Origin of the sequence: Xanthomonas sp. WHRI 6106 (assembly GCF_040202405.1) — a bacterium.
In the GTDB taxonomy this organism is placed as follows: domain Bacteria; phylum Pseudomonadota; class Gammaproteobacteria; order Xanthomonadales; family Xanthomonadaceae; genus Xanthomonas; species Xanthomonas cannabis.
This window is the reverse complement of sequence record NZ_JBEGFC010000013.1, coordinates 1-22138: the sequence shown is the minus strand read 5'-3', so window position 1 is coordinate 22138 and position 22138 is coordinate 1. Positions and strand designations below refer to the sequence as shown.

The 22138-nt window shown below is 65.6% G+C and carries 8 protein-coding genes; all 8 read left to right on the top strand.

Going from position 1 to position 22138, the window contains the following annotated elements:
* Window positions 1–125: 125 nt before the first annotated feature.
* On the top strand, window positions 126–2303 hold the full coding sequence (locus ABQZ09_RS17145) for a methyl-accepting chemotaxis protein (protein WP_349777471.1): 2178 nt from the start codon (window positions 126–128) through the stop codon (window positions 2301–2303).
* Window positions 2304–2495: 192 nt separating this feature from the next.
* Window positions 2496–5207, top strand: a complete 2712-nt coding sequence (locus ABQZ09_RS17140) for a methyl-accepting chemotaxis protein (RefSeq protein WP_349777470.1) — start codon at window positions 2496–2498, stop codon at window positions 5205–5207.
* A 237-nt stretch (window positions 5208–5444) separates the two neighbouring features.
* Complete coding sequence (locus ABQZ09_RS17135; RefSeq protein WP_349777469.1) at window positions 5445–7697, top strand: methyl-accepting chemotaxis protein; 2253 nt, start codon at window positions 5445–5447, stop codon at window positions 7695–7697.
* A 364-nt stretch (window positions 7698–8061) separates the two neighbouring features.
* Window positions 8062–10320, top strand: coding sequence for a methyl-accepting chemotaxis protein (locus ABQZ09_RS17130; RefSeq protein ID WP_349777468.1), 2259 nt, complete (start codon window positions 8062–8064; stop codon window positions 10318–10320).
* 107 nt (window positions 10321–10427) lie between these two features.
* Window positions 10428–12899 carry a methyl-accepting chemotaxis protein gene (locus ABQZ09_RS17125; RefSeq protein ID WP_349777467.1) on the top strand — a complete coding sequence of 824 codons (2472 nt, stop codon included), beginning with the start codon at window positions 10428–10430 and terminating at the stop codon, window positions 12897–12899.
* Window positions 12900–13534: 635 nt separating this feature from the next.
* Entirely contained in the window at window positions 13535–15793 is a 2259-nt protein-coding gene (locus tag ABQZ09_RS17120; RefSeq protein ID WP_349777466.1) for a methyl-accepting chemotaxis protein, read from the top strand.
* Window positions 15794–16503: 710 nt separating this feature from the next.
* Window positions 16504–18747, top strand: a complete 2244-nt coding sequence (locus ABQZ09_RS17115; protein WP_349777465.1) for a methyl-accepting chemotaxis protein — start codon at window positions 16504–16506, stop codon at window positions 18745–18747.
* A gap of 453 nt (window positions 18748–19200) precedes the next feature.
* On the top strand, window positions 19201–21873 hold the full coding sequence (locus ABQZ09_RS17110) for a methyl-accepting chemotaxis protein (protein ID WP_349777464.1): 2673 nt from the start codon (window positions 19201–19203) through the stop codon (window positions 21871–21873).
* Window positions 21874–22138 lie beyond the last annotated feature (265 nt).

Below are 22138 nucleotides of genomic sequence, written 5' to 3'. Positions count from 1 at the left end.
CGGATGGCGCCGAAATCGGCTGTGCACCTCGCTAGCACAACCAGCGTCAAGCGGTGCTCAACATTTTTCCCAATGGGTCGCTATTCGACTTATCCCGGTCACAATCCTCTCGCTGGATACCTGTCATGACGTTCAAGAGCTCGCTCGCAAAGACGTTGGCCAACGTGCCGCTCAAGCGCAAATTCCTCGCCCAGACGGCGCTGGTTGCGCTGGGCATCATCATCCTGGCCGTGATCGCGGCACGCATGCAGTACGTGGATCTCACCGACACCCGTCGCGATGGCCTCAAGAGCCAGATCGAGATGGCGATCGCGGTGGTCAATGGCTATGCCGAGCGCGCGCAAAAGGGCGAGATGGACGTGGACGCCGCCAAGAAGGCCGCGTTGCACACCTTGTCTACCATGCGCGCACGCGGTGGCGTGGACTACATCTATGTCACCGACCAGGCGCCGGTGATGCTGATGCACCCTACCCGGCCGGATCTCAATGGCAAGCCGCTCAACGACGTGCTCAGCCCCGACGGCAAGCGCATCTTTCCCGCGTTCGTGACCGCCGCGCAGGCCGGCGGCGGCTATGTCGATTACACCTGGGCCAAGCCCGGGCAGAAGGACCCGGTGCAGAAGACCTCCTACGCGGCGCTGTACAAGCCGTGGGGCTGGGTAATCGGCACCGGTGTCTACCTCGACGACACCCAGTCGCAGGCGCTGGCCTTCACCGGCATCGTGACGCTGGCCGGTGCCGTACTGGTGCTGCTCAACCTGCTGGTGGGCTGGATGATCGGCAACTCGATCCTGGAGCCGGTCTCGCGCGCCCTGGCGGCGATCAAGGGCGTGGCGCGCGGTGATCTGAGCGTGCGCACAGCCGACCACGGCAACGATGAAATCGGCCAGATGCTCAAGGCCACCGACGACATGGTGCACACCCTGGAGCGCTTCTCCGCGCAGACCAAGGTGATGATGCACATGCACGCCGGCGACGACGTTACCCACCGCATGCCGACCGACTTCCCGGGCGTCTACGGCGAACTGGCGGGCGGCATCAACACCATGATCTTCGAGCACCTGGATGCCATCGTCGATGCCATCGGCATCCTCAACGAATACGCGCAGGGCGACCTCTCGCGCGACGCCGCCCGCCTGCCGGGTACGCGTGCGGTGCTGCACGAAGCCATGGATGCGGCCAAGGCCAGCCTGCTGGCGATCAATAACGAGATCAAGCGCCTGGCGCAGGCCGCCGCCAACGGCGATTTCAGCCAACGTGGCGATGCCGCGCGCTTCAAGCACGATTCGGCGCGCATGATCAACGACCTCAACGCCATGATGGAGGTCAGCGACCGCAATCTGGGCAAGCTGTCCGAGCTGCTGACCGCGCTGGCCGAGGGCGACCTGACCGCACGCATGGACGGCGAGTTCCACGGCGTGTTTGCGCGCATGCGTGACGATGCCAACACCACCGCCACCCAGCTGGCCGGCATCGTCGGGCGCATCCAGCAGGCCGCCGCCTCCATCACCGGTTCGGCCAGCGAGATCGCTGCCGGCAACAACGACCTGTCCCAGCGCACCGAGCAGCAGGCCGCCAACCTGGAAGAAACCGCCGCCTCGATGGAAGAGCTCACCTCCACCGTCAAGCAGAACGCCGAAAGCGCGCGCCAGGCCAACCAGCTGGCGATCGGTGCCGCCGGCGTGGCCTCGCAGGGCGGCCAGGTGGTGAGCCAGGTGGTGGAGACCATGTCCGGCATCGAACACGCTTCGAAGAAGATCGCCGAGATCATCAGCGTCATCGATGGCATTGCGTTCCAGACCAATATCCTGGCGCTCAACGCCGCGGTGGAAGCGGCACGCGCCGGCGAACAGGGCCGCGGATTTGCAGTGGTGGCCTCGGAAGTGCGCACCCTGGCGCAACGCTCTGCCGGTGCGGCCAAGGAGATCAAGCACCTGATCGACGATTCGGTCGGCAAGGTCGCGCAGGGCTCGGCGCTGGTGGACCAGGCCGGCAAGACCATGGCCGAGATCGTGTCCTCGGTGCAACGCGTCACCGACATCATGAGCGAGATTTCGGCCGCTTCGCAGGAACAGTCCGCCGGCATCGAGCAGGTCAATCTCACCGTCACCCAGATGGATGAGAGCACCCAGCAGAACGCCGCCTTGGTGGAAGAAGCCACCGCCGCGGCCAATGCGATGCAGCAGCAGGCGCAGCAACTGGACGATGCGGTGTCGATCTTCCGGGTGGTGGCGACAACGGCCAGCTCCCACGGCAACGTTGGTGCGCGCGCACCCAAGCGCGTGGCGCTGGCCGCCTACTAGCCACCGCCGGCGGATGTCGCGCACTTGAGCTCCAGTGGTGCGCACTGCGCGCCCGGATGGCAGCCGGCGCGCGCCCATGCCGGGCTCTGATCGCAGCCGCACCTGCCCGGGTCGAACAGCAGGTGCGCTGCCTGCTTCGCCTGCAGATTCCCCGCCCCGGCGGGGCCTTCTCCCTTCTCCGCGGCCACACCCATGACTTCGCTTTCCACGCACTCACGTTTCGGCGGACGCCTGGCGTATCGCCTGATGTTCGGCACTGCGGTCATTGCGTCGTTGTGCTTCGGGCTGACCGCGGCCATCACCTACTGGCAGAGCAGCGGCGCATTGAGTACATCGGCGCAGGCCACGATGCAGAACGCTGCGCGCTACCAGGCCGAGCAGATCGGCAGCGAACTGGGTCAGGCGCTGACCACTGGTCAATCCCTGGCCACCACCTTGCTGGTGCAGCGCGCCAACGGTGGCATCAGCCGCGACACCGCCGCCGCGGTGGTGCACGATCAATTGCAGGACCATCCCGAATGGGTGGGCATGGGCACCTTGTGGGAAGCGCAGGCCTTCGACGGCAGGGACAGCGCCTTTGCCAATGCCCAGGGCCACGACGCCACCGGCCGTTTCATGACCTACTGGGGACGCGACGGCCACACCCTGGTGCGTGAGCCGCTCACCGACTACGAAACCCCCGGCCTGGGTGACTGGAATCTCAAGCCGCGCGCCCTGCTGCGGCAGACCGTGGCCGAACCGTACGATTACAAGATCGGCGGCAAGACCGTGCTGATGACCACCTTGTCCACGCCCATCCTGCAGGACGGTACCTACCTGGGCGCAGTGACGGTGGATGTGGCACTGGCGGCGTTGCAACAGCGCCTGGGCGCCCTGCGCCCGATGGACAGCGGGTATGTGGAGCTGCTGTCACCCGCCGGCGTGGTGCTGTCCTCGCGCGACAGCACGCGCATCGGCAAACCGCTGACCGATGCACGGCACCGCACTATGCTGGAGGCCATCAAGGCTGGCAAGGATTCGGTCGATTTCACCCCCGACGCAGCCGGCATGGTCAGTGCCTATGTGCCACTGCAGATCGGCAAGGCGCAGGAACGTTTCGCGCTGGGCGTGGTGGTGCCCTACGCGGCCATCATGCAGCAGGCGCATCGCCTGCTGTGGACGATCCTGCTGGTGGGGCTGGGTTCGGCGGTGGTGCTCAGCGGTGCGCTGTTTCTGCTGTTACGTCGCCAGGTGGTGCGTCCGCTGGAGTCGGCGGTGGGCGTGGCCGATGCAATCGCCTCCGGCAAGCTCGACAACCAGATCGCCGTGCAGCGCCAGGATGAAGTGGGCCGGCTGATGGGCGCGATGCAGCGCATGCAGAACGATTTGCGCGCGCGCATCGAGCGCGACACCGCCGTCGCCAACGAAAACCTGCGCATCCGCACCGCGCTGGAGCACTCCGAGATGGAAGTGCTGCTGGCCGACGAGCACCACAATGCGGTGTTCATCACCGAAGCGCTGCACACCTCGTTCAAGCAAGGCGAACCGACCTTCCATGCCAAGGGCCAGGCCGGTTTCAGTGCCGATGCGGTTGTCGGCAAGCCGCTGGAATACGTGTTCGGCACCGACGCCGACGGCAGGGCGCGCACGCAGCGATTGCAGCAACTGCAGTCCACCGTGTCCGAGCGTTACACCTTGGACCCGGTGACCCTGGACCTGACCATGACTCCGCTGTACGCGCCGGACGGCCATCGCAGCGGCAGCATGCTGCTGTGGCGCAACGTCAGTGCCGAAGTGAGCACGCAAAAAGAAGTGGCCGCACTGGTGCAGTCTGCCTTGATGGGCGACTTCGGCCAGCGCCTGGCACTGGACGACAAGCACGGCTTCTATCTGGAATTCGGCCGTCAGCTCAACGGCTTGCTGGAAACCACCTCGCAGGGGCTGGAGCGTATTTCCAGCCTGCTCAGCGCATTGGCCGAAGGCGACCTCAGCGTGCGCATGGATGGGCAGTTCGCAGGCGTGTTTGCACGCATGCGTGACGATGCCAATGCCACGGTGGCGCAGCTCACCAGCATCGTCTCCGGTATCCAGACCTCGGCCACGCAGATCAATGCCGCGGCCAGCGAGATCGCCGCCGGCAACAGCGACCTGTCGCAACGTACCGAGCAACAGGCCGCCAACCTGGAAGAAACCGCTGCCTCAATGGAAGAACTCACCTCCACCGTCAGGCAGAACGCCGAGCATGCGCGCCAGGCCAACCAACTGGCCATCGGCGCGGCCGATGTCGCCGCGCATGGCGGCGCGGTGGTGGCGCAGGTGGTCACCACCATGTCCGGCATCGAGGTCTCTTCGAAGACGATCGCCGAGATCATCAGCGTGATCGACGGCATCGCGTTCCAGACCAACATCCTGGCCCTGAACGCGGCGGTGGAAGCCGCGCGTGCCGGCGAACAGGGGCGCGGCTTTGCGGTGGTGGCCTCGGAGGTGCGCACGCTGGCGCAGCGCAGCGCCGGTGCCGCGAAGGAGATCAAGCACCTGATCGACGATTCGGTCCACAAGGTGAGCGAAGGCGCGCATCTGGTGCACCAGGCCGGCACCACCATGGCCGAGATCGTGGCCAGCGTGCAGCGCGTCACCGACATCATGGGCGAGATCTCCGCCGCCTCGCAGGAGCAGTCCGCAGGCATCGAACAGGTCAACCTCACCGTCACCCAGATGGATGAAGCCACCCAACAGAACGCCGCACTGGTTGAAGAAGCCACCGCCGCCGCGCGTGCAATGGAAGAACAGGCTGGCCAGCTCGCGCAGGCGGTGTCGCGCTTCACGCTTGCCGATACGGCCCCAGTCACCGCATCGACCGGCCGGCCCGCGCTCACCGCCGTCGCCGCCCACCCGGCATCCAGGCCGTCGCGCACACGAGCCTGAACCGCCTGCGGTCGCGCCCGGTCAGGGCGCGGCAGCTGCGCGTGTGAGACGTCACGATGACCTGCCGCACACGGCATGGCTAGATGCCGGACCGCATCTTTCGCGGCGCACTTCACCGCAGATCGGCATGCGGCGCGTCGCCGAACACGCCGCGTTCATTCTTGCAAAGTAAAGAATCCGGGCCCCGGGCCGTTAGCGTGCAGGACACACATCGCCTTGCATCGCCCGGAGTACATGATGAACAAGTTCAACGATTGGCCCATCCGCCGCAAACTGATGTTTGCGTTCTGCCTGAGTGCCGTGCTCACCGCCCTGTTGGGTGGGATGGGCTTCTCGCGCATGAAGCAAATGCAGCAGCAGGCTGTGCTGATCAATGAAAATGTCGTGCCGGTGCTGAGCAGGCTGTCGGAACTGCGCGCCTTCGGTGGCGAATTCCGCATCTACGAGTCGGGCCAGTTCGTCAATCTGGATAATCCCGAGCGCTACGCCTACTTTCTCACCCGCATGGACGAGATCCAGGCCAGCTACCTCCAGACACAGAAGGCACTGGAGGCCAAGGTCGGTGCCGGCTCGCCGCTGAAGGCCGGCTACGACAAGCTGGCCAAGGAAAGCGCAGCTTACTTCGAGGCCAACAAGGCATTGCGTGCGCTGTACAAGCAGCCCGACTACGCCGCCGCCATCCTGGCGAACAAGCAGTCCGGCGACATCCGCAAGGTGCTGTTCCAGACCATCGACAAGATGTACGCCGAGCAGTCCACTGCATTGGCCAACATGGTCGCGGCCAGCAGCGCCTCGTTCAAGCTGACCAGTGCGGTGCTGCTGATCGGCACCTTGCTGATGGCGGCCCTGTCGGTGACCTTTGGCTGGTTGATTGCACGCAGCATCACCAACCCGCTGTCCAGGGCGCTGGGCGCCATCCAGGCAGTGTCGCGTGGCGATCTCAGCGTGCAGATCGGCAAGACCAGCAAGGACGAAATCGGCCAGATGCTGGACGCCACCGGCGGCATGACCCTGATGCTGCGCCGCTTCTCCGACGAGACCGCGCGCATGTCGCACCTGCATGCGGCCGAAGACATCACCCACCGCATGCCGGAAGATTTCCCCGGCGTGTACGGCACGCTGGCCAGCGGCATCAACACCATGATCTTCGAACATCTGGATGCCATCATCGACTCGGTGCGCATCCTCAACCAGTACGCACAAGGCGACCTGACCCAGGACGCCCGCCGTCTGCCGGCCAGCCGCGCGATCCTGCACGAAGCGATGGATGCGGCCAAGGCCAGCCTGTTGTCGATCAACACCGAGATCAAGCAGCTGGCGCAGGCGGCCGCGGCTGGCGACTTCAGCGCCCGCGGCGATGCGGCACGCTTCAAGTACGACTTCGCGGTGATGGTGGCGGATCTGAACTCGATGATGGAAGTCAGCGATCGCAACCTGGGCAAGCTGTCGCAGCTGCTGGGCGCGGTGGCCGATGGCGACCTGACCGCACGCATGGACGGCGAATTCCATGGGGTGTTTGCGCGTCTGCGTGACGATGCCAACGCCACCGTGCAACGCCTGACCGACATCGTGGGCCGCATCAAGCACTCCACCCTGGCCATCAATACGGCGGCCGGCGAAATCGCCGCGGGCAATCAGGATCTGTCGCAGCGGACCGAACAACAGGCCGCCAACCTGGAAGAAACCGCCGCCTCGATGGAGGAGCTCACCTCCACCGTCAAACAAAATGCCGAACACGCGCGTCAGGCCAACCAGCTGGCGATCGGTGCGGCAGGCGTGGCATCGCACGGCGGCAGCGTGGTCGGCCAGGTGGTCACCACCATGTCCGGCATCGAAACCTCGTCCAAGAAGATCGCCGAGATCATCAGCGTCATCGATGGCATTGCCTTCCAGACCAACATCCTGGCCTTGAACGCGGCCGTGGAAGCGGCGCGTGCCGGCGAACAGGGCCGCGGTTTTGCGGTCGTGGCTTCGGAAGTGCGCACGCTGGCGCAGCGTTCGGCCGGTGCCGCCAAGGAAATCAAGAGCCTGATCGACGACTCGGTGAGCAAGGTGGCCGAAGGCTCGGCACTGGTGAACCAGGCCGGCAGCACCATGAGCGAGATCGTCTCCTCGGTGCAGCGTGTCACCGACATCATGAGCGAGATCTCCGCCGCCTCGCAGGAACAGTCGGCCGGCATCGAGCAGGTCAACCAGACCGTGACCCACATGGACGAGGCCACCCAGCAGAACGCCGCGCTGGTGGAAGAAGCCACCGCCGCCGCGCGCTCGATGGAAGAACAGGCACAGCAGCTCACCGAAGCGGTGGCCTTGTTCCGCCTGTCGGCCGAGCTGGAAGCGGTGACCCGCGCCACGCCGGTGGTGCGCCCCATCACCGCCAAGCGACCGGCGGTGGTCAGCGCGCCGGTCGCAACGCGTGCGGCGCGTCCGGCAGCGCGTAGCGCGGTTGCAGCGGTGCCGTCCACCGAGTCGGATTGGGCAGAATTCTAAGCCGCCAGTATCGATAGGAGTTTCAGCAAAGCCGTGCTCGCAGGAGCGCGGCTTTTTTATTTAGCTATACGCGCAGCAAAGCAAACCCGGCAGTCAATCAACCCAATACGTTTATATTAAGCATATTCAATTACTGTATTAAATTAACTGCAGAGCTCGCCAGTAACTTTCCCACTCAAACCACATATAGATCGGACACATCCCTGAAGCCATTTTACGACACCGATCTGGTTATACATTTTCTGTTACCCAGGTATAAAGTTTGTGCACAATGCCGCCGTTATTCGTCTTAGCGACATGTCACGCAGCAGGCTGTGGCGTCACCGGGTCGCTCCATCCATCTCGAGCCTTCCAGGACCTTGTCATGACTGCATTACTCCAGCGGTACAACGTAGGCCCGCGCCTGGCGGCGGCATTTGCCGTGCTGATCGTGCTGTCCGGCCTGATTGCCTTTATCGGTTATCGCGGCCTGTCATCGGCACGTGCCCTAGTCGACGACATCGTGCACCAGAATATGGTGAAGATCCGGCTGTCCAACGACATGATCAATGCCAATTTCATTATCGGCATGCAGCTGCGCAATGTGGTGCTGCCCACGACCGATGAAGAGAATCGCCAGTTCATCGCCACCATCCAGTCGGCACGTGCCGATTACAACAAGGCGCGCGAAGCGCTGTATGCCATGCCGCCCTCGGAGCAGGGCAAGGTGTTGCGCGCCCAGATCGATGCGCGCCGTGCCGAGGTCAAGGTCTTGAACGACAAGGTGATGGACCTGGTGATGACCGGCCATAGCGACGAAGCCCTGCCCTTGCTGCTCACCAAGGCCGCGCCGGCCATGCAGGGCTGGCAGGACAAGATCGCCGAGAACATCGCACTGCAGGACAAGATGGCTGCCGACGCATCGGTTGTTGCGCTGAAGTCGATGGACGACTCGCGCAAGCTGCTGATCGGCGGCACGCTGCTGGTGGTGCTGCTGAGCGGCACCCTGGGCCTGTTGATCACCCGCAGCCTCACCGCACCGTTGAGCCGCGCCACCCGCGCAGCCGAATCGATTGCCGGCGGCAAGCTGGACAACGACGTCGATACGAAGTTCAACGATGAAACCGGCCGCCTGCTCAAGGCCATGCACAAGATGCAGCAGCAGCTGCGCAACCTGCTGGCCGCGCAGACCGACATGGCCCGCCGCCACGACGAAGGCCAGATCAGCTTCCGCATCGATGCCGATGCGTTCCCTGGGGAATACGGCCGCATGGCCAGCGACACCAACAACCTGGTGGCCTCGCATATCGCGGTGAAGATGAAGCTGGCGCAGATCATGGGCCGCTATGCCATTGGCGACCTCAGCGAAGACATGGACAAGCTGCCCGGCGAGAAGGCCGTGCTCACCGAGACCATGGCGCAGGTCAAGCTCAACCTGGGCGCGATGAACACCCAGATCAAGCACCTGGCGCAGGCCGCGGCCAATGGCGACTTCAGCGCACGCGGCGATGCCGAGCGCTTCCAGTACGATTTCCGGGTCATGGTGGAAAGCCTCAACACCTTGATGTCCACCGCCGACGGCAACCTGCAGTCGCTATCCGGTCTGTTGCAGTCCATTGCCGCAGGCGACCTGACCGCGCGCATGAGCGGCGACTTCCACGGGGTTTTTGCGCAGATGCGCGACGATGCCAATGCCACCGCCGTGCAGCTGGCCGAGATCGTCACCGGCATCAAGGCGTCGGCCATCTCGATCAAGGGTGCCGCCAGCGAAATCGCCGCCGGCAACCAGGACCTGTCGCAGCGCACCGAGCAGCAAGCCGCCAATCTGGAAGAAACCGCCGCCTCGATGGAAGAGCTCACCTCCACTGTCAAGCAAAACGCCGAAAGCGCGCGCCAGGCCAACCAGCTGGCGATTGGTGCGGCCGGCGTGGCCTCTCAGGGTGGCGAGATCGTCAGCAAGGTGGTCGAGACCATGAGCGGCATCGAAGCCTCTTCCAGGAAGATCGCCGACATCATCTCGGTCATCGACGGCATCGCGTTCCAGACCAACATCCTGGCCTTGAACGCGGCGGTGGAAGCCGCGCGCGCCGGCGAACAGGGCCGCGGCTTTGCGGTGGTGGCCTCGGAAGTACGCACCCTGGCGCAACGCTCCTCGGGCGCGGCCAAGGAGATCAAGGACCTCATCGACGACTCGGTGCAGCGCGTGGCCGACGGCTCGGTGCTGGTGCACGACGCCGGCAAGACCATGGGCGAGATCGTCTCCAGCGTGCAGCGCGTCACCGACATCATGGGCGAGATCTCCGCCGCCTCGCAGGAGCAGTCTTCGGGCATCGAACAGGTCAACCAGACCGTCACCCAGATGGACGAAACCACCCAGCAAAACGCCGCCCTGGTGGAAGAAGCCACCGCCGCGGCGCGTGCACTGGAAGAACAGGCGGTCGGGCTGACCGAGGCCGTGGCGGTGTTCAAGACCGACGCCGGCCATGCATCGGCGCCGCCGTCGCCGGTGCGTGCGGTCCCGTCGCGGCCGGCGGTGAGTGCCGTGCTCAAGGCGCAGGTTTCCGCGGCCGGGCGCACTGCTGCCTCCAAGCCGCGCGTGGTGGTCACCGCGTCCAGCAACGACACCAGCTGGCAGGAGTTCTGAGCAGGCGAGCAGGACTGGCTGAACGGTTCCGGTCGGCAGCGATGCCGGCCGGCTCAAGGCATAACTGGTATCGGCCGATAGCCAGCGTACGCCCATGAGATGTATCGATGACCACTTCGCCCGCGCAGTTGCCGCAACCCTATCCCCCTTCCCCGCGCCGCTGGACCAGCCGCTGGGATGATCTGGCCATCGCCAGAAAACTCGGCGCGATCGGTGTGCTGGCGCTGGTAGGGCTGATCATTCCGGTGCTGCTGTATAGCGGCAAGCTCAATGAAAGCGTCACCATCAGTAGCAACGAATTACGCAGCTATGGCCCGCTCGGACAGATGCTGGGCCTGATCACCGATCTGCATGCGGCCCATGTCGACAGTGGCAGCGCCGCCAGCGCGGCGTCCAGCCGGGCCGAACGCGACCTGCAGCAGCTGCTTGCGGCCACGGCGGCAATGCCCGGCTTCGAACGCAGCCAGAAACAACTGCTGGCGCTGCGACAACGCCCTCTCTCCGGTGCCGACGCCAACGCCTATGCCGGCGTGAGCGAACAGGCCTTCGCTGCGCTCGACGCCTTGCGCGACGACAGCCAGCTGGTCTACACCCCGTATATCGAAAGCTACCACCTGGTGGTGGCCACGCTGATCTACAGCCCCGATGCCACCGAATCGCTGACCCGCCTGGATGCGGCCAGCGATCCATCGCAAGCCGGCGACAGCCGCGCCATGCTGCGCGAGCAGCTCAACCAGCTGCAGCGGCACCATGTGCGCTTCCGCAATGAGCTGAACAAGGCGATGGGCCTGCTGGAACAGCCCGACCCCGCCCTGGCCGATGCCGCCCGCACCGAAGCCACGCGCGCCACTGCAGCACTGACGGCGCTGGCCACCGCGCTGGACGGCAGCGACACCCAGGCCGACACGCAATGGAATGCTGCGCTCGATGCACTTGGCCAGGCCATGCAGGATCTCAGCAGCACTTCGCTGCAGGCCTTGCAGCGGCAGTCCCAGCGGCACCTGGCGGATGCGCGCAATGCCATGTGGCAGGCCATCGCCGGGCTGTCGCTGCTTGCGCTGCTGATCGCCACGCTGTGCTGGTACACATTGTCCCGGCTCACCCGCAACGTGCGCCGCGCTGCGGCAGTGGCGGCCAACATCGCGCGCGGCGACCTGGACGAGCGCATCGTGGCGCCCAGCCACGACGAGACCGGCCAGCTGCTCGACAACATGCGCAGGATGCAGGAGCAGCTGCAGCGCGTGCTGGCGGCACAGAGCGAGATGGCGCAGCGCCATGACGCCGGCCAGATCAGCTACCGCATGCAGGCCGACAGCTTCCCCGGCGCCTACGCCACCATGGTGCACGACACCAATGCGCTGGTCGGCTCGCATGTCGCGGTGAAGCTGCAGCTGGCGCAGATCATGTCGCGCTACGCCATCGGTGATCTGAGTCAGGACATGGACCGCCTGCCCGGCGAAAAGGCCGTGCTCACCGACACCATGGACACGGTCAAGCGCAATCTCTCGGCAATGAACAGCGAGATCAGGCTGCTGGCGCAGGCCGCCGCCAACGGCGATTTCAGCGTGCGCGGCGACGCGCAGCGCTTCCAGTACGATTTCCGCGCCATGGTCGACAGCCTCAATCAGCTGATGGCCACGGCCGATGCCAATCTGCAGTCGCTTTCCACGGTGCTGCAGGCGATTGCCGCCGGCGACCTCACCACCCGCATGCACGGCGATTTCCATGGCGTGTTCGCACGCATGCGCGACGATGCCAATGCCACGGTGACCCAGCTGGCCGATATCGTCGGGCGTATCCAGCGCTCCACCGACGCCATCAACGAGGCCGCCAGCGAGATCGCTTCGGGCAATCAGGATCTTTCGCAGCGTACCGAGCAACAAGCCGCCAACCTGGAAGAAACCGCCGCCTCGATGGAGGAGCTCACCTCCACCGTGCGCAACAACGCCGAGCATGCCCGCCGCGCCAATCAGCTGGTGGTCGGCGCCGCCTCGGTGGCATCGCAGGGGGGCGAGGTGGTTGGCCAGGTGGTCGGCACCATGGCCGGCATCCAGGCGGCCTCCAAGAAGATTGCCGACATCATCGGCGTCATCGACGGCATCGCGTTCCAGACCAACATCCTGGCATTGAATGCCGCCGTGGAAGCGGCGCGTGCCGGTGAACAGGGACGCGGCTTCGCCGTGGTGGCCTCGGAAGTGCGCACCCTCGCCCAGCGTTCTGCCGGTGCAGCGAAGGAAATCAAGCAGCTGATCGACGACTCGGTCAGCCGGGTGGACCACGGCAATCAGCTGGTCGGCCAGGCCGGCCGCACCATGCAGGACATCGTCGACTCGGTGCGCAACGTCACCACGATCATGCAGGAGATCAGCGAGGCCTCGCAGCAGCAGTCGCAAGGCATCGATCAGGTTGGCCAGACCATCGCGCAGATGGACCAGGCCACCCAACAGAACGCAGCGCTGGTGGAAGAAGCCACCGCCGCGGCGCGCTCGATGGAAGAACAGGCGCAGCAACTGCGTGATGCGGTCTCGGTGTTCCAGCTGCAGGCGCCCGCACCGGCCCGCCTCGGGCAGGCGGCCTGAAAACGGCAGGCGCGGGCCACGGCATCCGTCGATGGCCCGGCCCCTGCGACCCATGCATTGACCGAAGCCACCGCCGCCTGACCATGGCACCGGCTGCCGTGGACGTGATGTTGGTCGGCACGCAGGCAGCGCGCCTGCGGCCGCCATCGCGCACCGCGATGGCCCCGATGCTGCGCCCTTCAGCAATTGCGCCAGCGCTCCGCATACCTCACCGGTGACTCCGGCGCGCCGCCTCCCTCGCTTCGCCCTCGCCTCGCCGGTGCATCCACCCGGCAACACCCCGCCTGCACACAGCCATCACGCCCGACGCGTGATCGAGCGGTGAATTGCCCGCGCACGCAACGCTTGGCGGTCATCAAGATACCGGTCTTTCCAGCCCGCGTGTGCACGCCCGCATCACCTCGGTGACGGCTGCCCGTACACGGCCACGCAAGCGAGTTCAGGCGCCGCGGCAGTCGCCGTTACCGAACACAAGCATGCAAAACCTGCCCCGCAACCGATTGCCGCGTGACACCTCTCACCGGCATCGATGGAGGGATGGACGCCTGCCTGCCACGGCCCGGCTCGACATCGTGATCCACGCGACCTGACCGATGCGCATTCCCCCTTCCCGCCCATTGCCCCGAGATTTCTACATGATCGCTCTTCTACAACGGTATAACGTCGGCAAGCGCCTCACCTTCGCCTTCGGCACGCTGATCCTGCTGTCCTGCGGGCTGGTCGCCACCGGGCTGTACACGGTGGCGCAAGCACGCGAGCGCATCGACACCGTGGTCAACCGCAACATCACGATCATGCAGCACCTGCAGGACATGACCAACGCCAGCTCGGCGGTTGCCGTGCAACTGCGCAACATCGTGTTGCCCACCTCCGAGGCGGACAACCTGCGCTTTGCCGGCATCATCAAGGACAAGCTCGCTGCCTATGAAGACAGCCGCCGCACGCTGTACCTGTTTTCTGCATCGCCGGAGGCCACGGCCCTGCGACAGAAGATCGACCAGGCCAGCGAGGCGGCCAACAAGGTCAATGCGCAGGTCGCGGCGCTGGGCTTGAGCGGCCAGCCGGACGAAGCACTGGCACTGCTGCTGCAGAAAGCTGCGCCGGCCACCGAGCAGTGGCAGGACACACTGGCCGACTACGCGGCGTTGCAGCGCCGTCGTGCTACCGAAGCCTATGAAGCCGCCACCACGGCCATGGCACGCGGCCGTGCGATGCTCATCGGCGGCGGCCTGGCGGTGGTGTTGATCAGCGGCCTGCTGGGTTGGGCGATCACCCGCAGCCTGGTGCGTCCGCTGACCCGGGCCACGCGCGCCGCCGAGGCCATTGCCAACGGCAGCCTCGATAACGATGTGCGCACCCAGGCCAACGACGAAACCGGCCGCCTGTTGCAGGCCATGAACAAGATGCAGGACCAGGTGCGCAACCTGATCACCGCGCAGCTGGACATGGCCAAGCGCCACGACGAAGGCCAGATCAGCTTCCGCATGGATGCCGGCGCGTTCCCGGGCGACTTCGGGCGCATGGCCAACGACACCAACGAGCTGGTCGCCGCGCACATCAAGGTCAAGATGCAGACCATTCACCTGGTGGAACGCTATGCCATCGGCGATCTGAGCGAAGACATGCCGCAATTGCCCGGCGAAAAGGCCGCGATCACCACCGCGATGAATCAGGTCAAGCACAACCTGTCCACGATGAATCACGAGATCAAGCACCTGGCCCAGGCGGCGGCCAATGGCGACTTCAGTGCACGCGGCAATGCCGAGCAGTTCCAGTATGACTTCCGCCTCATGGTCGAAAGCCTCAACCACCTGATGGCCACCGCCGACGGCAACCTGCAGTCGCTCTCGGGCCTGCTGCAATCGATCGCCGCCGGTGACCTGACCGCACGCATGAGCGGCCAGTACCAGGGTGTGTTCGCGCAGATGCGCGACGACGCCAACGCCACCGCCGAACAGCTGGCCAACATCGTCGGCCGCATCCAGGAAGCAGCCGGTGCGATCGGCCTGGCCTCCGGCGAAATCGCCACCGGCAACCAGGACCTGTCGCAACGCACCGAGCAACAGGCGGCCAACCTGGAAGAAACCGCTGCCTCGATGGAAGAACTCACCTCCACCGTCAAGCAGAATGCCGAGGGCGCTCGGCAGGCCAACCAGCTGGCCATCGGCGCGGCCAGTGTGGCTTCGCAAGGTGGTGAAGTGGTCGGCAAGGTGGTCGACACCATGGCCGGCATCCAGGCGTCCTCGAAGAAGATCGCCGACATCATCTCCGTCATCGATGGCATCGCCTTCCAGACCAACATCCTGGCACTGAATGCCGCAGTGGAAGCGGCACGTGCCGGTGAGCAGGGCCGTGGCTTTGCGGTGGTCGCCTCCGAAGTGCGCACCCTCGCCCAGCGCTCGGCCAGTGCGGCCAAGGAGATCAAGCACCTGATCGACGACTCGGTGGACAAGGTCGCGCAAGGCGCCACCCTGGTCGACCAGGCCGGCACCACCATGGCCGACATCGTCGCCAGCGTGCAGCGCGTCACCAACATCATGGGCGAGATTTCCTCGGCCTCGCAGGAGCAGTACGCCGGGATCGAGCAGGTCAACCAGACCGTGACCCAGATGGACGAAACCACCCAGCAGAATGCCGCGCTGGTGGAAGAAGCCACCGCCGCCGCCCGCGCCATGGAGGAGCAGGCACAGCAGCTCACCGAAGCGGTGGCCGTGTTCAAGGTGGCCAACACCGCACCGGTGGCGCGGCGGCTGTCGGCCATTGCCAATGCACCGGCCAATGCGCGCCCCGCAGCGCGCCCGGTTGCCGGTCTTGGCACCGTCGCCGCCCGGCAACGCGGCTCCGCCCATGCCGCGGCATCGACCGCCGATCTCGGTGACTGGCAGGAGTTCTGAGCTCCCCAGCGCTGCACCGCACGCTTTTTGAACGTGGGCGACGCTGCCCTTGACGGCGGTGCGTGCTGCCACAGTCGCGCGCACCGCGATCAGCGCTGAACATCGCATCGACACAAGGCTGGCCCGGTGACCGGGCCGGCCTTGTGTCTTCGCTGGTCCACACAGACACCGCGGCTGCGGCCCTCTGGATCGCAGTGCAGTGGTCATGCGCGTCGACCACGCGGCATTGCATCCGCGCGTTCGTGGATATTCCACCCGCCGGGCACATCGCGGTCGTCGGCAACGCAAGCGCGACGCGACGCGCAAGGCGTCTTTCGAAGGCGGCGTGTTCGAGGCGAGCAGTGCTGAAGGCCACGAGATAGTCCGAGCATCGCCGTCGCCATCGTCATGACAGCCTCGCGTTGCCCACCCACGCCGTGCATGCCAGGTGAAGCGCAATTGCGCCGCACTGCAGCGGCGCGCATCGGGCACGCAGAATGGGTGAATTCAGGCGCGGCCGGCCAACAATTCGGCACAGTTCGACCACAGCGACAACGCATCCGCACGCGCCCCTCACCTGCGTGATCCAGCGCTGTACCGGCAGTGTGCATCCCGCTCAATTCGCCGATCGCAACGCCGCTACCACTGGGCACCCGGCAAGCGGACACGAGCGCACCGCAGCACGTCATCCGCCGCCAGCCACGCAACCCACCTTCGAGTCGAGAGACCCCATGACTTCTTTTCTGCAGCGCTTCAATGTCGGGCCACGTCTGGCCGGCGCCTTCACCGTGTTGATCCTGCTGTCCGGCTTCATCGCCTTCATCGGCTATCGCGGCCTGAGCTCGGCGCGCGGGTTGGTCGATGCGCTGGTGCACCAGAACATGACCAAGATCCGCCTGTCCAACGACATGATGAATGCCAATTACGTCATCGCCGCCGAGCTGCGCAACGTGGTGCTGCCGACCAGCGACGCAGACAACCTGCGATTCATCGAGAAGATCAAGACCGCACGGGCCGACTACGCCAAGGCCAGGCAGGCGCTGTACGCGCTGCCCTCGTCCGAGCAGGGCAAGGCCATCCGCGAAGACATCGACCAGCTTACCGGTCCGGTGCGGGAGTTGAACAACAAGGTGATCGACCTGGTGATGTCCGGCCACAGCGATGAAGCGCTGCCGCTGCTGCTCACCCGGGCCGCACCGGCGCTGCAGCAATGGCAGGACAAGATCGGCGACAACATCGCGCTGCAGGACAAGCTCGCCGCCGAAGCCGCGGCCGTGGCGCTGCAATCGATGGACGATTCGCGCAAGCTGCTGGTCGGCGGTTCGCTGCTGGTGGTGCTGCTCAGCGGCACCCTGGGCCTGTTGATCACCCGCAGCCTCACCGGCCCATTGAACCGCGCCACCGGCGCCGCCGAAGCCATTGCCCGGGGCAAGCTCGACAACGCCGTGCACACCGATGCCCGCGACGAGACCGGCCGCCTGCTGCAGGCCATGGACGCCATGCAATCGCAGGTGCGCAACCTCAGCACCGCCCAGCTGGACATGGCCAAGCGCCACGATGCCGGCCAGATCAGTTTCCGCATGGACGCCGGCGTGTTCCCGGGCGACTTCGGCCGCATGGCCGGCGACACCAACACCCTGGTCGACAGCCACATCCAGGTCACCACGCGCCTTGCGCAGATCATGGGCCGCTACGCCATCGGCGACCTGAGCGAAGACATGGACCAGCTGCCGGGCGAAAAGGCCACCCTCACCGACACGATGGCGCAGGTCAAAGCCAATCTGGCAGCGATGAACCAGCAGATCAAACAGCTGGCAACGGCCGCGGCCGATGGCGATTTCAGTGCGCGCGGCGACGCGGCGCAGTTCCAGTTCGATTTCCGCATCATGGTCGAAAGCCTCAACCAGCTGATGGCCACCGCCGACGGCAGCCTGCAATCGCTGTCGGGCATGCTGCAGGCAATTGCCGCCGGCGACCTCACCGCGCGCATGGACGGCGACTTCAAGGGCGTGTTCGCGCAGATGCGCGACGATGCCAATGCCACCGCCACCCAGCTGGCCGGCATCGTCGGGCGTATCCAGACCTCGGCGGTGTCGATCAATGCCGCTGCCAGCGAAATTGCCGCCGGCAACAACGACCTGTCGCAGCGCACCGAGCAGCAGGCTGCCAACCTGGAAGAAACCGCAGCGTCCATGGAGGAGCTCACCTCGACCGTCAAGCAGAATGCCGAGGGCGCTCGGCAGGCCAATCAGCTGGCCATCGGCGCGGCCAGTGTGGCTTCGCAAGGTGGTGAAGTGGTCGGCAAGGTGGTCGACACCATGGCCGGCATCCAGGCGTCCTCGAAGAAGATCGCCGACATCATCTCCGTCATCGATGGCATTGCCTTCCAGACCAATATCCTGGCCTTGAACGCCGCAGTGGAAGCGGCGCGCGCCGGCGAACAGGGGCGTGGGTTTGCGGTGGTGGCCTCGGAAGTGCGCACCTTGGCGCAGCGTTCTTCGGCGGCCGCCAAGGAGATCAAGGACCTGATCGGCGACTCCGTGCAACGTGTGGCCGATGGCTCGCAGCTGGTGGACCAGGCCGGCCGCACCATGGCCGAGATCGTGGCGTCGGTGCAGCGCGTCACCGACATCATGAGCGAGATCTCTGCCGCATCGCAGGAGCAGTCGGCCGGCATCGAGCAGGTCAACCTCACCGTCACCCAGATGGATGAGGCCACCCAGCAGAACGCCGCGCTGGTGGAAGAAGCCACCGCCGCCGCACGCGCCATGGAAGACCAGGCGCAGCAACTGACCGAAGCGGTGGCCGTGTTCAAGATCGAGAGCCATCCGCCGCTTGCTGCTCGCAGTGCGCCGGTTGGCCACGCACGTGCCGTGCCGCGTCGCACACCGCGCCCGCTTCTGGCTCCCACCTCCGTCCGCAGCAGCGCCGGCGCTGCGGCCACCACCACGATTGGCGAATGGCAGGAGTTCTGAGCCATTGATCGGCCTGACGTGCGCCGCGCACTCCCCTGGCACGGTGCGGCGACCGGCCTGACCGCGCGGGACGGCGGCACCACTCGCCGGCAGCGGGCGGCGGCCGCCGGCCATTAAGCAGCTCCGCAACCCGTTCACCACACCACACAGCATTCGAGAGCGTTCGATTCGCCAACCGCGAATCTTGCGGGCCGCTTCCCTGGCGACGGGAAGCGGCCCCTTTTTTTGGGGTGCCCTACCCGGCCGCTGACCGAGCCAGACGCGCTCATATTCATGCATCCATAACAAATGCCAGAAACGCTCAATGTGCTGAAAGCGATTTCATAAACTGGAAACCCAACGCAATGTACCGTTTCATGCGGATTTCGGCATAAAACATCAATTTCAAGCATAGGCGGCCGCTATCGACTTCACGCATCCGTAACGCCCTCCCCCGGGCAAGGTCGATTCCTCATGCATTCCTTCAACCGCCTCTCTGTCGGCACGCGGCTCTCCGCACTGCTGACCCTGGTCATCGCCATCTCGTTGGGCCTGCTGGCCCTGACCATCTACCGTCAGTCCGCTGGCGACATCGAATCGCAGGTCAAGGCCGAGCTGCGCTCCAGTACCCGGTTGATGCAGCAGTCGGTGGCGATGTACGACGTCACCCTGACCGAAGGCACCCAGCGCCTGGGCAGCGTGTTCGATGACATGCTCCCCACCGGGGCGCGCGAACTCGATAGCGCCAGCACCGTCACCATCGGCGAGCAGAACACCCCGTCGCTGCGCGCCGGCAAGCAGGCGCTGAATCTCAACTTCGAGGCAGTGGACCGCTTTGCGCAGGCCACCGGCGGCGTTGCGACCATCTTTGCGCGCACCGGCGACGACTTCGTGCGCATCACCACCTCGCTGCGCAACAAGCAGAACGAGCGCGTGATCGGCACCCTGCTCGACCGCAAGGGCAAGGCCTACGCCGCACTGTCCGAAGGCAAGGCCTTCACCGGCCAGGCGCAGCTGTTCGGCGAGCAGTACATGACCCATTACCAGCCGCTGCGCAACGCCGCCGGCGAGGTGATCGGCGCACTGTTCGTCGGGCGCAACTACACCCAGGGCCTGGCCGCGCTGAAGGCGCAGGTCAGCACCACCAAGCTGGGCCAGGACGGTTATTTCCTCATCGTCGACATGGCGCCGGGCGAGCACCAGGGCCAGGTCATCGCCGCACCGCCGGGCACACCGGCCACGCTGGCGGCGCTGGTGCCGGCCGAGCAGCAATCGCTGCTGCAGTCGGTCCTGGACGGCAAGCAGCCCAGCGCCAACCTGCAACTGCGCGATGCCAAGGGCAACAGCCAGGCCTTCGAAGTCACCGCACAGCGTTATGCACCCTGGCAGTGGGCGGTGATCGGCACCCAGCCGCGCAGCGCCATCGACGGCCCGCTCAACGAACTGCTGCGCAGCATGCTGCTGTTTTCGCTGGTGGTGCTGGCCTTGTGCATCGCGGTGGTGTTCATCGCCGCGCGCAAGATGGTCACCCACCCGCTGGCGGCAGTGGAACGCGTGCTCGGCGATGTGGCTGCCGGCCGCCTGGACAACCCCATCGAGATCGACCGCCACGATGAACTCGGCCGCCTGCTGCTCAGCGCCCGCACCATGCGCGACGACCTGCGCGCACGCCTGGAACGCGACCACCTGATCGCCAGCGAGGCGCTGCGCGTGCGTACCGCGCTGGACGATGTCAGCACCAACGTGATGATCGCCGATGCCGATCGCCGCATCATCTACGTCAATCGTCCGCTCCAGCGCATGCTCAAGAGCGTGCAGGACGAGCTGCGCCGCGACCTGCCCAACTTCGACGCCGATGCCCTGATCAATGCCAGCATCGACCAGTTCCATCGCAAGCCCGAGCATCAGGCGCGCATGCTCGATCAGCTTACCAGCACGCACGTGGCACAGATCCATGTCGGCGGCCGCACCATGCGCCTGGTGGTCAGCCCCGTGCTGGGCGCCGCCGGCGAGCGCATGGGGTTTGTGGTCGAGTGGGCCGACCGCACCCAGGAAGTCCAGGTGGAACAGGAAGTGGCCCGCATCGTGCAGGCCGCCGCCGCCGGCGACCTAAGCGAGCGTGTCAGCATCGACGGCAAGCAGGGCTTCCTGCTGTTGCTTGCCCAGCAACTCAACGCCCTGCTGGACAACAACACCGACGGCCTGTCGCGCGTATCGTCGTTGCTCTCCTCGCTGTCGCAGGGCGACCTGACCGCGCGCATGGACGGCGACCTGCAAGGCGTGTTCGCCAACATCCGCGACGACGCCAATGCCACCGCCGACCAGCTGGCCGGCATCGTGCGCCGGATCAAGGACTCGTCGCTGGCGATCAATTCTGCGGCCACTGAAATCGCCACCGGCAACGGCGACCTGTCGCGCCGCACCGAACAGCAGGCTGCTGCGCTGGAAGAAACCGCCGCCTCGATGGAAGAGCTCACCGCCACCGTCAAGCAGAATGCCGACAATGCCGACCAGGCCAACCGCCTGGTGCTGGATGCCGCCGGCGTGGCGGCCAAGGGCGGTGACGTGGTCGGCCGCGTGGTCAGCACCATGGCCGACATCGACACCTCGTCCAAGAAGATCGCCGAGATCATCAGCGTCATCGACGGCATCGCCTTCCAGACCAACATCCTGGCCTTGAACGCCGCCGTGGAAGCCGCCCGTGCCGGCGAACAGGGCCGTGGCTTTGCCGTGGTCGCCAGCGAAGTACGCACGCTGGCCCAGCGTTCGGCCGGCGCCGCCAAGGAGATCAAGCACCTGATCGAAGATTCGGTGACCCGCATCGGTAACGGCGCTGCACTGGCCTCCGAAGCCGGCAGCACCATGCAGCAAGTGGTGAGCTCGGTGCAGCGCGTCACCGACATCATGGGCGAAATCACCAGCGCCTCGCGCGAGCAGGCTGCCGGCATCACCCAGGTCAACCAGACCGTCACCCAGATGGACGAAACCACCCAGCAGAACGCCGCCCTGGTGGAAGAAGCAACCGCAGCCGCACGCGCAATGGAAGACCAGGCCGCGCAGCTGGTGGACGCAGTGGCGGTGTTCCGGCTCGAACAGGAAGATCGCCTGAGCACCCTGCTGGCCAACGCTCGTCACGCCTACAGCTGATTCAAGGCACCACAACGATGCGCGCGCAGAGCGCCATGCTGTAATGACGTACTTGCAGCGTGTCCCGCGATGGTGGGCGGGCCAGGATTCTGCAGCGAAGGCGCAGATGATCCGCTTTGCGTCTTTGCTGCCGGGATCAAGCAATCAGGTAGTGACGCTCGCATCGTGCGTGTCGCGATCGCTTGGCCGTCTTCAAGTCTGGTCGAGGGCGCGGTGCCCTCACCGCTCGCGGGACACGCCGCAAGTACGTCCCTGTAGGCTCGGT